We start from the raw sequence: 13,001 nt of genomic DNA on the forward strand, positions 1-13,001 counted from the left end.
CAAATAATGCCTCCCCTACTCCGCTCCTACCATAAATGCAAAATATTGTAATCAGATATTAGGTATTTATAAGTATATACCACCTGCTTTATAACATGGTCATAGTTATCTCGAATATAATATTCTCCCGATGAGTTAATTTGCAGATTCAGACCATTTTACTTTATCCCGCCATGCGATCCCGGTAACCCGTCCCGGAAACGAATACTCACGTGCGTCCCGTCACAGAAAGGTTTGTTCGATGACGCCCCGCAACGACATAGTGTAACCCGATTCCGAAGTTCGTACCTCACGCCCTCCGTGTCGTCAATCGGAATCCCGCCCCGTACGAACAAGGGACCGCTACAACGCTCCTGTGGGTCTTCCAACAGTACCAGTGATGGTTCCAGTTTATTTTCAATAAATTCCCCCTTATCCTTATCCCAAGCCTTCAAACGACCTGCCGGACAATAATTAGCCTCCCGGATCGTCAACTCCCTAGCCTCCGGATCATCGGACTCCTCCACGAGATTCCAAACCTTCCCGTAAGCATCACAAAAACGGGCAAAAGCACAATATTTCTCGTTATCCGTCAGTTCAAGCGTGGGCCCGTCAACCACATCGGCATCTTTCAATAAAGGAATATTATCGGCTGTCAGCGTGGGGTCCCAATTCGTGTTCAAGTGAGCCCCGTCGCAATACGGCTTATTGGCAGAAGCCCCGCAACGACATAAAGCCGTGGGTTCATCATTCATATCGTACTCAATCCCATCCCGGTATGACCATGAACTTCCCTCGTCATTCTGCACGATAAACTGTTGTTTTAAAAGCGGATGACCATACACCAAGTAAGGCCCTTTTCTATCAACTACAATGGAATACTTTTTATTGATTTCAGGTGTTCCCGGTTCTATCTCTCGTTCTTTCATAGTTAAATCAGATTAATTATTACGGTTAGATATACCTACAAAAAGTCTTTTTTGTTTCTTCCCGGACCAAATATTTTAGAAAAAGTTGCAGACTGGGAGGCAACATGAAATATGTACCTGCAACTCTTTCTGTTTTACTTCTTTATTCGGGTAAAGAAATAACGTTCCTCGTCCGAGAGATCAGCATTAAACGTGTACCCATCCCAGTTGAAAGCTTTCAACTCCTCGGGTTCCTCAACACGATTCATCACGATATATCTCGTCATCGTCCCCCGTGCAATCTTGGCATAAGTACGAACTGTTTCGTATTTACCATCCCGCCATTCCTGAAATTCCGGTGTAATCACTCTCACCTGTTTCCTCAACTCGTCCATTTTCAACGCTCCCTGAATATCCATACTGGCCAGATTCACCATAATCCCTCCAACCTTACGCACATCTTCCAATAATGGAGTCGTCAGCTTCGGAACCCAATAATCGTACAGGTTCGCCCCATCCAACTTCACGGCAAACGCGATCCGGTAGGCTTGGATCAAATCCAACGGACGCACCAAACCATAAAGCGTTGAGATAATCCGGACACGATCTTGAGCATACTTCAAGTCCTCTAAAGAAAAAGAATTCGGACCAATAGCTTTGAATACACTTCCGTTATAAGCCAACAATGCCTGTTTTCGAGGATTCGAAAGCGATCCGAACCTCTGATAACGTTCGTAATTCTCCGCCGCCAGCTTAGGACTGATCTTTAACATCTTTTCTAACTGGGATTCGGAAAAGCGGCGCATTTGCTCCGCCAGATATTCCGCCTCTGCCGTGTACTCCGGAGTGGTACCCGGAAACTCCTGTTCCACCACGGACATATCCATGGTCTTGGCCGGTGATAAAATAACTAACATCGTTTATCTGAACTCTTCAACTTTATACCCCGCGTTCTCAAACGCCTTCTTCACCGAGTGCGTATCTCCGGTCTTCAACATAACCGTCAGCACCTTGTCCGGATGTTGCAAATCCACGCTCCATTCCGTCACGTCTCTCAAACTATTCAAAAACGGAGTGACTTTCGATACGCAGCCACTGCATTTCAACGTTGTCTTAAATCTGAACTTTTTTTCCATGTTGCTTTCTTTTATTGGTTTATATAATAGCTACAATTTCTTCCATTTAATTCTCAAACTATTAGTCACCACGGACACCGAACTGAAAGCCATCGCGGCAGCCGCAATCATCGGGTTGAGTAAAAAACCGTTGATCCCGTACAACACCCCTGCCGCTAAAGGAATACCAATTATATTATAAATAAACGCCCAGAACAAATTTTGTCGAATCGCCCGCACCGTCTGATGCGAAAGCGCGATAGCACGGGGAATCACGTTCAGATCGGAAGTAATCAAAGTCACCTTTGCCACGTCCATGGCAATATCCGACCCTTTTCCCATGGCAATACTCACGTCAGCCTGTGCCAACGCCTGCGAATCGTTGATTCCGTCACCCACCATGGCCACCACTTTCCCTTCGTACTGCAAGGCCTCCACGAAATTAGCCTTCTCACCCGGCATCACTTCAGCCTTAAAATGACGAATACCCACCTGATCTGCCACAGCACGAGCCGTCAAGGCATTATCCCCGGTCAGCATATAGACATCAATTCCTTTTTCATGCAGCGTCGTAACCGCCTGACGAGAACTTTCCTTGATCTTATCGGCAATAGCAACCAATGCCAGCACCCGACCCTCTCCGGCAAAAAAGACAACCGTTTTGCCGTCGCCTTCCCACCGGACAGCAAGCTTCTCGTTATCATCATCTAAAATAACATGACTCACTTCCAGTAAAGCCCGGTTCCCAACAAGATATACCTTATCCCCGACTTTTGCAGTCACCCCTTTACCGGTCTGATTCTCGAAATCCGAAACCGATATTTCATTCACAACCTTCTCTTTAAACTTCTGCACCACGGCATCTGCCAGCGGATGTTCCGAACGCCGTTCGATCTCCAAGAGGATGGATGGATAACGCTCGTCTTCCGACCCCGGAGTCCAGTAAATATCCGTCACGACAGGTTTTCCCTCCGTGATCGTCCCCGTCTTATCCAGCACGATCGCATTCACCCGGTACATCAGCTCCAAGCTCTCGGCATCCTTGATCAGTATATTATGTTCCGCCCCTTTACCGATCCCGACCATGATCGCTGTCGGCGTCGCCAATCCCAGCGCACACGGGCAGGCAATAACCAGCACCGTGATGGACGTCAGCAATGCATGAGTGAAAGCAAGGTCTCCACCTATCAGCATCCACACGATAAACGTGATTACCGCAATCCCCATCACTACCGGAACAAAAATTCCGGCAATACGGTCCACCAGTTTCTGCACGGGAGCTTTACTTCCCTGTGCCTCCTGCACCATCCGAATAATATTGGCCAAAACGGTTTCTCCCCCAACCTTATCGGCACGGAAACGGAAACTTCCCTTCTCGTTTATTGTCCCGGCATACACGGGTTGTCCTTTCACCTTCTCCACGGGTATCGACTCCCCGGTAATCATACTCTCGTCGACAAAAGAAGCCCCTTCCGTCACTTCCCCATCCACCGGAATCTTTTCCCCCGGTTTCACGACCAGAACATCCCCTACCGCCACCTCACGGATAGGCACCTCCTCTTCGCTGCCGTCGGCAAGAATTTTAGTCACCGTTTTGGGTTGTAACCCCATCAATTTCTTTATCGCAGTCGAAGTACTGAACTTGGCCTTTGCCTCCAGCAAACGCCCCAACAAAATCAGAGCAATAATCACCGCAGCGGCCTCGTAGTACACGTGAGCCTCCAATCCCCGACTCGTCCAATATTCCGGCCAAATCGTGTTGAACAGACTGAACAAAAATGCCACTCCCGTACTGACGGCCACCAACGTGTCCATATTCGCACGTCCGTGTTTCAACTGCATATAGGCATGGACAAAAAAGTCCCGCCCGAAAAACGCCATCACCGGAATCGTAAAAGCCAGCATAATCCAATTACCATAGGGCATATGCATAAAAAACATACCAATCACGAACACGGGTATCGCCAAAACAATAGCCCCGATCGTCTTTCGTTTTAACGCGAGAAACTCTTCCCGCTGCAAACGATCCGCTTGATCCGTATCCTCCGTGTTTTCCACCACCAGTTCGTAACCGGCAGCCTCCACGGCCTTTTGAAGTTCCACGGGTGTAATCACCTGCGGATTATAATCCACTAAAACGGTTGAACCGGCAAAATTTACCTTTGCCTCGTAAACTCCCTCTTGAGCACCGAGTGTTGTTTCCACATTCAAAGCGCAGACAGCACAACTCATGCCCAAAACTTGGAAAGTCTCTTTCGTATGAATTTCTTTTCCTGACATTTCACATTGTTTGAATATATGTTTACGGAATATCGTAACGTTTAGTTACAATCTTACCACTAACAACCCTTAACTTGCATCAAATCTTATACCAGCGAACTGTTTTATTTTAACATTTTCACAAGAAATGATTGTATACTATTGACGAATTACGAGTATTTGACCTCCTTACTTACAAAAATAGCATCAAAATCACCTGTGCCATAATAACCCTCACGAACATCGTCAGCGGGTAAACCGTCGCGTAAGCCACCGAAGGCGTATCACTATCCACCGTGCTATTCACGTAATTCAACGCCATCGGGTTCGACATACTCCCGCACAACATCCCGGCCACCGAACCGAAATCAATCTTCATCCATTTAATAGACACGGCCGCAACAAGAATCACCGGAATCACCGTAATCGCAAATCCCAATCCGACCCACAACGCCCCTTCTGGACGAAACACGGTTTCAAAGAAATGAGTTCCCGCATCCAGTCCCAGACAAGCCAGATACATGGAAAGCCCCAGCGCCCGCAACATCAGATTGGCACTTATTGTCGTGTAAGTCACCATGTGAATCCGAGGACCGAAAGCCCCCACGAGAATCCCCATTACAATTGGTCCCCCGGCCAATCCCAACTTTACCGGAAAACTGATACCCGGAATCGTCAAAGGAATTGATCCCAGCAACAACCCCAATACCATCCCGATAAAAACGGCCACCAGATTCGGCTCATCCAAATCCTTCACGGCATTCCCCACCACGTTCTCCACCTTTGCGATAGCCGATTCCTCCCCGACCACCGTCAACCGATCACCCAACTGCAAGGTCAAATCCGGCGTGGGCAACAACACGATACCCGCCCGGTAAATGCGGGTTATATTTATCCCGTATTGATTTCTCAACCGCAACGCTCCTAACCGTTTCCCGTTAATCTCCGGTCGGGTAATCACGATCCGGTGGGACACCAATTGACTATCAATAGCATCCCAGTCAATATCTTCCTTATTCCAATCCCTCGTATCTCGCTTCCCGATCAACATCGTCAGCGCCTCCACGTCCCCTTCCGTCGTGATCATCAACAAACAATCCCCCTCTCTCACCACGGTATCGGACGCCGGGATAATCACCTTCTCATCCCGCCACAACCGGGAAACCACAAACTTCTTCGACGATTGCCGGGCGATCTCTTGGATGGTCTTACCGGACACACCGGGATTGCTCACGAGAAATCCCATAACCACCGTCTTCTTGTGGCTATCTTCATCACTTTTCTTGAAAAATATACTGGATGCGAAAAGTTTACGTACAAAAATAACAGCCAGAATCACACCCACCACCCCTAACGGATAAGCCACGGCACACCCCAATGCCAGATCTGATTGTTGAATAGCGGGATCATTCAATTGTTTCAACGTCTGTTGAGCCGCACCCAAAGCAGGCGTATTTGTCACCGCACCACTCAGAATTCCCACCATATCCGGCAACGACACTCCCGTGGACCAATGAAATCCCAAGGTCATCACGATTCCCAACAAAACCACCAACATGGCCAACATATTCAATTTCAGCCCTCCCTTTCCCAAGGAAGAGAAAAAACCGGGTCCCACCTGTACCCCCAAGGCATACACGAAAATAATCAACCCGAAACTCTCCGCGTAATTCAACATCTGCGGATCGATCGACAACCCGAAATGTCCTGCCATGATGCCCACGAAAAACACGAAAGTTACTCCCAACGACACGCCCCACATGCTGATTTTTCCTAAAGCCAGCCCCACCGCAGACACCAGTGAAACCACGATTACTGCCTGAATCACTGAATGTTCTGTTAATAAACTACTCAACCATTCCATAATCTTATCTTTGAACGCCAAAATTAATTAAAAAAACAGGAATACGTATCAGGAGCTATTTTGTTTTTAATTTCACTTTTCCTAACTTTGCAAACAACCAAAGCGGATTATGGAACGTGTGCAAGACAATAAACAAAGTAGCCTCGTGTTTGAACAATTATTCAAGCAACACTATCGTACCCTCTGTTTCCATGCCATGAGCTTGGTAAACGATCTGGATGCCTCCAAAGACATTGTACACGACGTGTTCCTCAGTTTATGGTATCACCGGGCCTCCATTGATTTCACCCGCCCCATATTTCCCTACCTGTTCAGCCTCACCCGTAACCGGGCGTTGAACTATTTGGAACATAAAAAAATCCAGAATAATCACGTACGTCAACACCTTGCAGACGACCCGACTTACACGCTATCGGATGATTCCGCCCGGGAAGAATTGTTGGAACGCATTCTGGCCCGCATAGAACTCCTCCCCGAACGTTGCTCGCAAGTGATGAAACTCAGTTTTATCGAATGTAAAAAGTATAAAGAAATTGCCGAAGAATTAAATATTTCGGTGAATACCGTGAAAACTCACATCACGACAGGCTTAAAAACCTTACGGGACGAATTTCCCGCTTCTCTCTTGTTGCTTCTGTTCTCACATCCGCACCGACGTTTCGACTGATCCGGCATCAGTCATTTTCCCCGTTATTAAACACTCTAAACCTTTCTTTTGCCTTATCCAACTCTCCCTCATCGACCTCAATACCCGGTATAAAGAAAGAAGACTCAACCCCTAATGCTTTCTTTTTAGTAGACTTATTCCAATTCCCAACAATCTTCCCGTTATACAAAATCACCGGGTAGAAAATTCCAAAAGTATTAAAAGCCTTCCTATAATATTCCGGCGCCAATGCCATCGAACGATCTTTATAACTAATAAGATATTCATCATACGAGGGTAACAAATGTATAACCCGCTTCGCCCGTACATTCCTTGCACACGAATGATGGATTAACCAGTCCGTCTCCCCAATCCTCTCCGTAATCAGTTCCGCATCAATCAACCCGACGGCCTGTTTTGCCTCCGTTATAGATAACCCCGACCACCAGATAAAATCCTGCAAGCTGGCAGGGGAATGACTTCTGAAATATTTGATCGCCAATTTTGCCAAAGCCTCTTCCTTGTGTAACTCTTTCATCGGGGGCACCCGTTCATCCAGCAAAGCATACGTACGTTTATTTCCCTTATCCACGCCATTACAGATGATACTGTCAACTTCCGCCCTTCCCAGAAAATACCCGACCAGATCATCCCCCACGATAACACCCGCTCGGTTCAACTCCTCTCCAATCTCCTGTCGGGTCAAGTAGCGATTCCCCTCCAAAGCCCTCACGATCACTTCAAGACTCTTGATATACAACTCTTCCGATATTCCATGATTTTTCCAATACGAATCGTACGCCAACTTCACCCGTCTGACAGACAATTTCAACATCCATCGAATATCCTCCGCCACCACCAGATGCCAAGTCGGGCGCAACACGTGAGTCCGCAATATCTCCCCTTTCTCCAAAGCCGCCTCCACCTTCCGGATGTCCGGTTTCTTCAACCGTAACCCCACGGCCCACTTCGCCATACTATACTCCTGCCCCTGCAAAGCCCCCATCCATGCCACAAGTTCCTTGGGATCATTAAAAGCCGGATTCACCAATTGCTGACTTCTCAAACGAATATCTGTAATCATATATTTGTATTTTTAGAACTACTTCGTTCATTTTTTCAAATATATAAAGAACTCTCTATAAAACAGCAGAACCGGGTAAAATAAAGTAAATATATCTTTCAATTAATATATCCTCACCCGTCTATCATTTTGATAAAACGTGCAGGAACACCGCCTACAATCGCATTCGCCGCCACATCTTTCGTAACGACCGCACCCGCACCGATAACAGCATTGTCACCAATGGTTACTCCTTGAAGAATTGTTGCGTTGGAACCTACCCACACATTTTTACCCAACACAATAGGAGCCGGATAAGTCGTTTTACGATCTTCCGGGGCTAACCCGTGGTTGAGCGTGGCGAAAACAACATTATGCCCAATTTGGCATCCATCGCCAATGGTCACCCCGCCATGATCTTGAAAATGACAACAGGCATTAATAAATACGTTCTCCCCAACAGTAATATTCTTTCCAAAATCCGCATAAAACGGAGGAAATACCCGAAGGGACGACGGCACTTGATAACCAAACAATTCGGAAAGCAACCCACGTACTTCGTCCGGTGTACGGTATGCCGTATTCAACAGGAATGTGATCCGTCTCGCCTCGTTACTCATGGCATCCATAAAACGATGTATTTCCTCTGTATTAAGCGCCTTACGCATCTTTACATACTCTTTAAATTCCTTCGTTGTCATATCTTTATTTCCTTTCAAATCTTATGGGTACATCCCCATAGTACAAAATTAAAGGACGTATTGTAATTACATACTACTTTACAGTCCATGAAGGTAATGCTTGTTTTCATACTCAAACTCCTCCGTCACTTCGTGCCACCTCCTCTATAAACAGAGGAGGAGCTGGTGACTCTTCCCGAAAATAGAGAGTATTTCAACGCTCCCTCTGTTTATAGAGGGAGTACCCCGAAGGGGGGAGGGAGTTGATGTACTGCAAATTCATGTATAAATTCCAATATTTATTATGCTTGGCATTCAATATTATAAAGTCGTTCCACTTCGGCCGGGGCGTGCAAATCAAGAATCGTGCTGCATCCCGTATCCATGGCATCAATTGCCGCCATATCCTCCACCGACAAAGTGAAATCTCCGATATTGAAATTCTCCTCCATCCGAGTCCGATGTACCGACTTCGGGATGGCAACAACACCACGTTGCAAATGCCAACGCAGTACGACCTGTGCTGCCGATTTACCATATTTACGACCGATTCCGGTCAATATTTCATCGGTAAACAGCCCGTTCCGTCCTTCGGCCAAAGGTCCCCATGCCTCCATCTGTACGCCAAGTTCCCCCATGATCCGCACCGCCTCACTCTGCCGGGTATAAGGATGCATTTCAATTTGATTGACTGCCGGGATAACGCTCGCATTGTGACACAAATCCGACAATCGATCCGGTTCGAAATTACAAACCCCGATGGCTCGTACACGGCCTGCCGAATAAAGTTCTTCCATTGCCCGCCACGCCCCGTAATAATCCCCGAAAGGCATATGTATCAGATAAAGATCAAGATAATCCAAACCTAAACGGGCTAACGAAACATCGAATGACCGTAACGTCTGTTCGTATCCCATCTCCGAGATCCACGCTTTGGTTGTAATAAACAACTCTTCCCGCAAAATACCGCTGTTGCGAATAGCCGCCCCGACAGCCCGTTCATTTCCATATACCGACGCCGTGTCGATAAGCCGGTAACCGGTAGCGAGAGCATCGGTAACGACTCTCTCGCACTCGGTTGCATCGGGTATTTGGAAGACACCGAAACCTTGCATCGGCATCTTCACCCCGTTATTCAATTCCCTGAAATCCATAGTTATACAGGAATAATTATTTAGTCTGTTCGAGCTTGTTGTACTCTTCATCCGTAACCGGTTCGAGCCATTCGTTGGAGGTTTTCTCTCCGGGAACCTCGAAGGCCAAATGAGCAAACCAACTATCAGCGGCTGCCCCGTGCCAATGTTTCACGTTCGCGGGAATATGGATGACCGTACCGGGCAGAATCTCCACGGGAGCCTTACCCTCTTCTTGATACCACCCCCGTCCGGCAACACCGATAAGCATTTGCCCGCCACCTTTCGTTGCACGATGGATATGCCAGTTATTGCGGCAACGCGGTTCAAACGTAACATTGGAAATCGCAACTTGCTCACGAGAAACCGGGGCGAGGTAGCTATTACCAATAAAATACTTCGCGTAGGCCGTATTCGGCTCGCCGATAGGGAAAATCATTTCACGTTGGAAAGCAGCCTTAGCATCATTACCTGTCGAATCTTCTGCCCACACTCCCTTGGCCAAATTAAATGCAGCCCACGCCTTCGGCCAACCGGCATAAAATCCTATATGGGTGATAATCTCGGCAATTTCAGTACGGGTAATTCCGTTCTTTTTTGCCGTCTGAAGATGATAAGTAAGCGAACTATCCGTAATACCCTGACTAATGAGGGAGGTAATGGTTACTAGACTACGGTCACGCAGACCCAGTTTATCCGTGCGGCTCCAAACTTCACCAAAAAGTACATCATCATTAAGTTCCGCAAATTTAGGGGCAAACTCTCCGAGTTGATTACGCCCAGCCGTCTGTACGATCTTTTCTTGTGCCATAACATTGAATGTTAAAATACTGAATACTGAAAATAAGAGAAATTTATTCATAGTCGTTTTGTTTATTGAATGAAGTTATTAATTTGATTTGCAGGATTAAGGGGCGTCTGGTCAGAAAGCGTCAGTCTCTTAACCATGTGCAACGTTCCCTGTTTGTACTTTTGAAAATGTTCCGATGCAATATGTAACTCGTAAGCCTTTTGACTGGCATAGGTTTCGAGAATCGTTACCATACAGGGATTCTCCTTTTCGCTGACAGCATACATAGTCAACACCCCCGGTTCGATGCGCAGGGAAACTTCGCCCACTTCCGTTGCGTATTTCATATACTCGTCAAGATACTCCGGATAAACCTCTATTTTCGACAGGCGCACAATACCATCAGCCGCCATCGGTTGTTTCGCACACATACCGGACTCCTCATCCAGATTCAGACACTTCCCGATCACCTCCCCCGTGGCAAGGTAAGAGTAAGTCGGAAATTCAAACAACACAGGCTTTAACCGGGTATAGTCGAGTTTACCGTTATGATCAAGTACATCGGGAAGCGCATAGGTATTAACCACGGTGCAGATGAAATTATCAAACCCCTCGGTTTCGTAAATATCCACCACGTTACACTCCATTGTCAAAGGCGACACGTCAATCACAGGCGTACCATTCTCCCCGATATGATAAGCGAACACGCTCGATTTATCAACCGTCTCCCCGCTCACACTACCCACATAATCCGCTTTAGGCAGCATCTCCCGGCTAACGAGATTAATGGAGAGTTTTTTCGATTGCTTGATTCCCTGATTGGAATAATGTTGTTTACTCATACTGACGAGTACGCGATCATGACCGATAACACCCGTATGTCCGACAACAAGCCAATTCACCTTTCCTTCCACCTTCGTACCAACAACTGTCATCGGCTTCGGATAGAGAGCCAACAGTTTGCCGAGATTTTTCTTTTCCACTTCCATTATATTGGGCTGGTCAGTATTCTCTTTCACTGTCGGGCTGCATGACAACATGGTAAGCAGCACAAAACTCGATACTGTTTTCAAAAGGTTTCTCCCATCCATAATTTGCTATCTTTTATTATTAAACTTCTGATGGCAAATTTACGGCAATGGAACAAGCGGGTTTGTATATGAATTACGGATATTCATACCCAAATTCCCGATTTTGTAATTACCCCCACGGGTGAATATGAATTTAAAAGGTGATCATGAATGATGTCCCCAAAGTAAGCGTATTCATGTATTCATTACTATTTTTACTATGCGACGGAAGTAAATTATAATCGAAGAAAAAGCGGACTCCATAATGTTCCTTTGCTTTGAATGTCAACGAAATGCCACTTCCGAAACAAAACCCGTTTCTTGCGGGAACCAATCGGTCGGTGAGTTTCAATTGCGGATAATGTACATATCCTCCCAAAAGTTTACTGCCTATCAACCATCGTGAAGATAACGGATATGAAAAATAACTTCCCCCACAAAGCGATAAGGCATCGAACGTGTTATTCTCCGCCCGATCTTTATTGACTATTATTGATGTATTGGAGACCGTGAAGCGCCCACCAATACCCACGTACGGGTTGAAGAAATATGCCCCCTCCACACCGGCCGAACTACCTGATGAAGTACGGAACTCCGTTTGCTCGTCAATATCGTACCCACTTAACGGGATATTCAGACCGAGATACAGACTCACGAAAGAAGGCTTATCCATGCGATCGAACATATCTTCATTTGCGAAACGATTAATCCCTCTTTCCTTGAATATCAAATCCGCTAGATAATAGCCTACCTCTGTTGAAAGTATACCAATACCCGCCCCGGTCAAGACATCACTCAACCAATGTTTGTTGTTTGCCATCCGCATCAATCCGGTAGCAGTAGCAACACCGTATGCCCCGATACCAACCCACGGACTCTTATGCCCGTATTCCTTATTAAACATGGTGGCAGTCATAAATGCCGTAGCGGTATGCCCGGAGGGAAAAGAGTGTTTATTTGACCCGTCCGGACGCTCAACATGAGTTGTTTGTTTCAATAAATTTACGACTCCCCCCATAAGAAAAATAGAAAAGGCATCGGAAACCAGCATCCTGCCCCATGAGCTACGACTTTGTACTCCAGCCACTTTCATGCCAAGCATTACCGCGGCAGGAGTATATTGTAGATAATCATCCAAATGCCGATCAAACTGCGGCAGATAAGTATTACGCAAACCCCGAAAATGGTCGTCTTCACTTTTCACGATCAAGCCACCAACCACTAACGGCACACCGATATACGTCATTTGGTAAAGCCGGGAAGATGAGAACCTGTCAAGCCTTTTACTAAAGTTACTTGTCGCAGGAACACGCAGACTATCCTCTTCTACTAAATTTTGAGCCGATAAGAAAGCAAAGCTACAAATGCCAATGATATATAGTACAATCCTTTTCATGCTGTCATAATCTTATTGAATTAGGACTGTAAAAATATCGGACGATTTTGAAGAAAATTTGAAGATTTACCAGAATCTTACCGTAAACCCATTGTTAT

Annotated in this window: 12 protein-coding genes; 1 reads left to right on the forward strand and 11 read right to left on the reverse strand. The window is 46.3% G+C overall.

The window, feature by feature from the left end:
* Positions 1-158: 158 nt before the first annotated feature.
* The 5 genes from I2I33_RS03200 to I2I33_RS03220 all read right to left on the reverse strand — a co-directional run bounded on the left by I2I33_RS03200 (position 159) and on the right by I2I33_RS03220 (position 6,125).
* Positions 159-908, reverse strand: a complete 750-nt coding sequence (locus I2I33_RS03200; protein WP_087420021.1) for a CDGSH iron-sulfur domain-containing protein — start codon at positions 906-908, stop codon at positions 159-161.
* A 134-nt stretch (positions 909-1,042) separates the two neighbouring features.
* Positions 1,043-1,804, reverse strand: coding sequence for a YaaA family protein (locus I2I33_RS03205; protein WP_087420020.1), 762 nt, complete (start codon positions 1,802-1,804; stop codon positions 1,043-1,045).
* Between the two features lie 3 nt (positions 1,805-1,807).
* Positions 1,808-2,023: a heavy-metal-associated domain-containing protein gene (locus I2I33_RS03210; RefSeq protein WP_027202647.1), complete on the reverse strand. Its 216-nt coding sequence runs from the start codon at positions 2,021-2,023 to the stop codon at positions 1,808-1,810.
* 30 nt (positions 2,024-2,053) lie between these two features.
* The gene (locus I2I33_RS03215) at positions 2,054-4,282 is read right to left on the reverse strand and encodes a heavy metal translocating P-type ATPase (RefSeq protein WP_195666730.1); all 2,229 of its coding nucleotides are present in this window, start codon (positions 4,280-4,282) and stop codon (positions 2,054-2,056) included.
* Positions 4,283-4,454: 172 nt separating this feature from the next.
* The gene (locus tag I2I33_RS03220; RefSeq protein ID WP_087420018.1) at positions 4,455-6,125 is read right to left on the reverse strand and encodes a putative transporter; all 1,671 of its coding nucleotides are present in this window, start codon (positions 6,123-6,125) and stop codon (positions 4,455-4,457) included.
* A gap of 109 nt (positions 6,126-6,234) precedes the next feature.
* On the opposite strand from I2I33_RS03220, the gene I2I33_RS03225 reads away from it, so the two are divergent.
* Complete coding sequence (locus I2I33_RS03225) at positions 6,235-6,792, forward strand: RNA polymerase sigma-70 factor (protein ID WP_087420017.1); 558 nt, start codon at positions 6,235-6,237, stop codon at positions 6,790-6,792.
* Between the two features lie 7 nt (positions 6,793-6,799).
* On the opposite strand, the gene I2I33_RS03230 is transcribed toward I2I33_RS03225, so the two are convergent.
* The 6 genes from I2I33_RS03230 to I2I33_RS03255 all read right to left on the reverse strand — a co-directional run bounded on the left by I2I33_RS03230 (position 6,800) and on the right by I2I33_RS03255 (position 12,903).
* Positions 6,800-7,855 (reverse strand): winged helix DNA-binding domain-containing protein, encoded by a 1,056-nt coding sequence (locus tag I2I33_RS03230; protein ID WP_087420016.1) that lies wholly within the window; start codon positions 7,853-7,855, stop codon positions 6,800-6,802.
* 113 nt (positions 7,856-7,968) lie between these two features.
* Entirely contained in the window at positions 7,969-8,535 is a 567-nt protein-coding gene (locus tag I2I33_RS03235) for a sugar O-acetyltransferase (RefSeq protein WP_087420015.1), read from the reverse strand.
* Positions 8,536-8,816: 281 nt separating this feature from the next.
* Positions 8,817-9,668 carry an aldo/keto reductase gene (locus tag I2I33_RS03240; protein ID WP_087420014.1) on the reverse strand — a complete coding sequence of 284 codons (852 nt, stop codon included), beginning with the start codon at positions 9,666-9,668 and terminating at the stop codon, positions 8,817-8,819.
* A gap of 16 nt (positions 9,669-9,684) precedes the next feature.
* Positions 9,685-10,509: a carboxymuconolactone decarboxylase family protein gene (locus tag I2I33_RS03245; RefSeq protein WP_087420013.1), complete on the reverse strand. Its 825-nt coding sequence runs from the start codon at positions 10,507-10,509 to the stop codon at positions 9,685-9,687.
* Between the two features lie 11 nt (positions 10,510-10,520).
* Entirely contained in the window at positions 10,521-11,528 is a 1,008-nt protein-coding gene (locus tag I2I33_RS03250) for a flavin reductase (protein WP_087420012.1), read from the reverse strand.
* A 133-nt stretch (positions 11,529-11,661) separates the two neighbouring features.
* Positions 11,662-12,903: a phosphatase PAP2 family protein gene (locus I2I33_RS03255; RefSeq protein ID WP_087420011.1), complete on the reverse strand. Its 1,242-nt coding sequence runs from the start codon at positions 12,901-12,903 to the stop codon at positions 11,662-11,664.
* Between the last annotated feature and the right edge of the window lie 98 nt (positions 12,904-13,001).

The organism is Butyricimonas sp. BSD2780061689_150309_C8, assembly GCF_015560935.1.
GTDB classification, from domain to species: domain Bacteria; phylum Bacteroidota; class Bacteroidia; order Bacteroidales; family Marinifilaceae; genus Butyricimonas; species Butyricimonas paravirosa.

Excerpts from the sequence above, each read along its gene's own strand:
- I2I33_RS03200 (WP_087420021.1), bottom strand. The coding sequence starts at position 908 with ATGAAAGAACGAGAGATAGAACCGGGAACACCTGAAATCAATAAAAAG.
- I2I33_RS03240 (WP_087420014.1), bottom strand. The coding sequence starts at position 9,668 with ATGGATTTCAGGGAATTGAATAACGGGGTGAAGATGCCGATGCAAGGT.
- I2I33_RS03215 (WP_195666730.1), bottom strand. The coding sequence starts at position 4,282 with ATGTCAGGAAAAGAAATTCATACGAAAGAGACTTTCCAAGTTTTGGGC.
- I2I33_RS03250 (WP_087420012.1), bottom strand. The coding sequence starts at position 11,528 with ATGGATGGGAGAAACCTTTTGAAAACAGTATCGAGTTTTGTGCTGCTT.
- I2I33_RS03210 (WP_027202647.1), bottom strand. The coding sequence starts at position 2,023 with ATGGAAAAAAAGTTCAGATTTAAGACAACGTTGAAATGCAGTGGCTGC.
- I2I33_RS03205 (WP_087420020.1), bottom strand. The coding sequence starts at position 1,804 with ATGTTAGTTATTTTATCACCGGCCAAGACCATGGATATGTCCGTGGTG.
- I2I33_RS03220 (WP_087420018.1), bottom strand. The coding sequence starts at position 6,125 with ATGGAATGGTTGAGTAGTTTATTAACAGAACATTCAGTGATTCAGGCA.
- I2I33_RS03235 (WP_087420015.1), bottom strand. The coding sequence starts at position 8,535 with ATGACAACGAAGGAATTTAAAGAGTATGTAAAGATGCGTAAGGCGCTT.
- I2I33_RS03245 (WP_087420013.1), bottom strand. The coding sequence starts at position 10,509 with ATGAATAAATTTCTCTTATTTTCAGTATTCAGTATTTTAACATTCAAT.
- I2I33_RS03225 (WP_087420017.1), top strand. The coding sequence starts at position 6,235 with ATGGAACGTGTGCAAGACAATAAACAAAGTAGCCTCGTGTTTGAACAA.
- I2I33_RS03255 (WP_087420011.1), bottom strand. The coding sequence starts at position 12,903 with ATGAAAAGGATTGTACTATATATCATTGGCATTTGTAGCTTTGCTTTC.
- I2I33_RS03230 (WP_087420016.1), bottom strand. The coding sequence starts at position 7,855 with ATGATTACAGATATTCGTTTGAGAAGTCAGCAATTGGTGAATCCGGCT.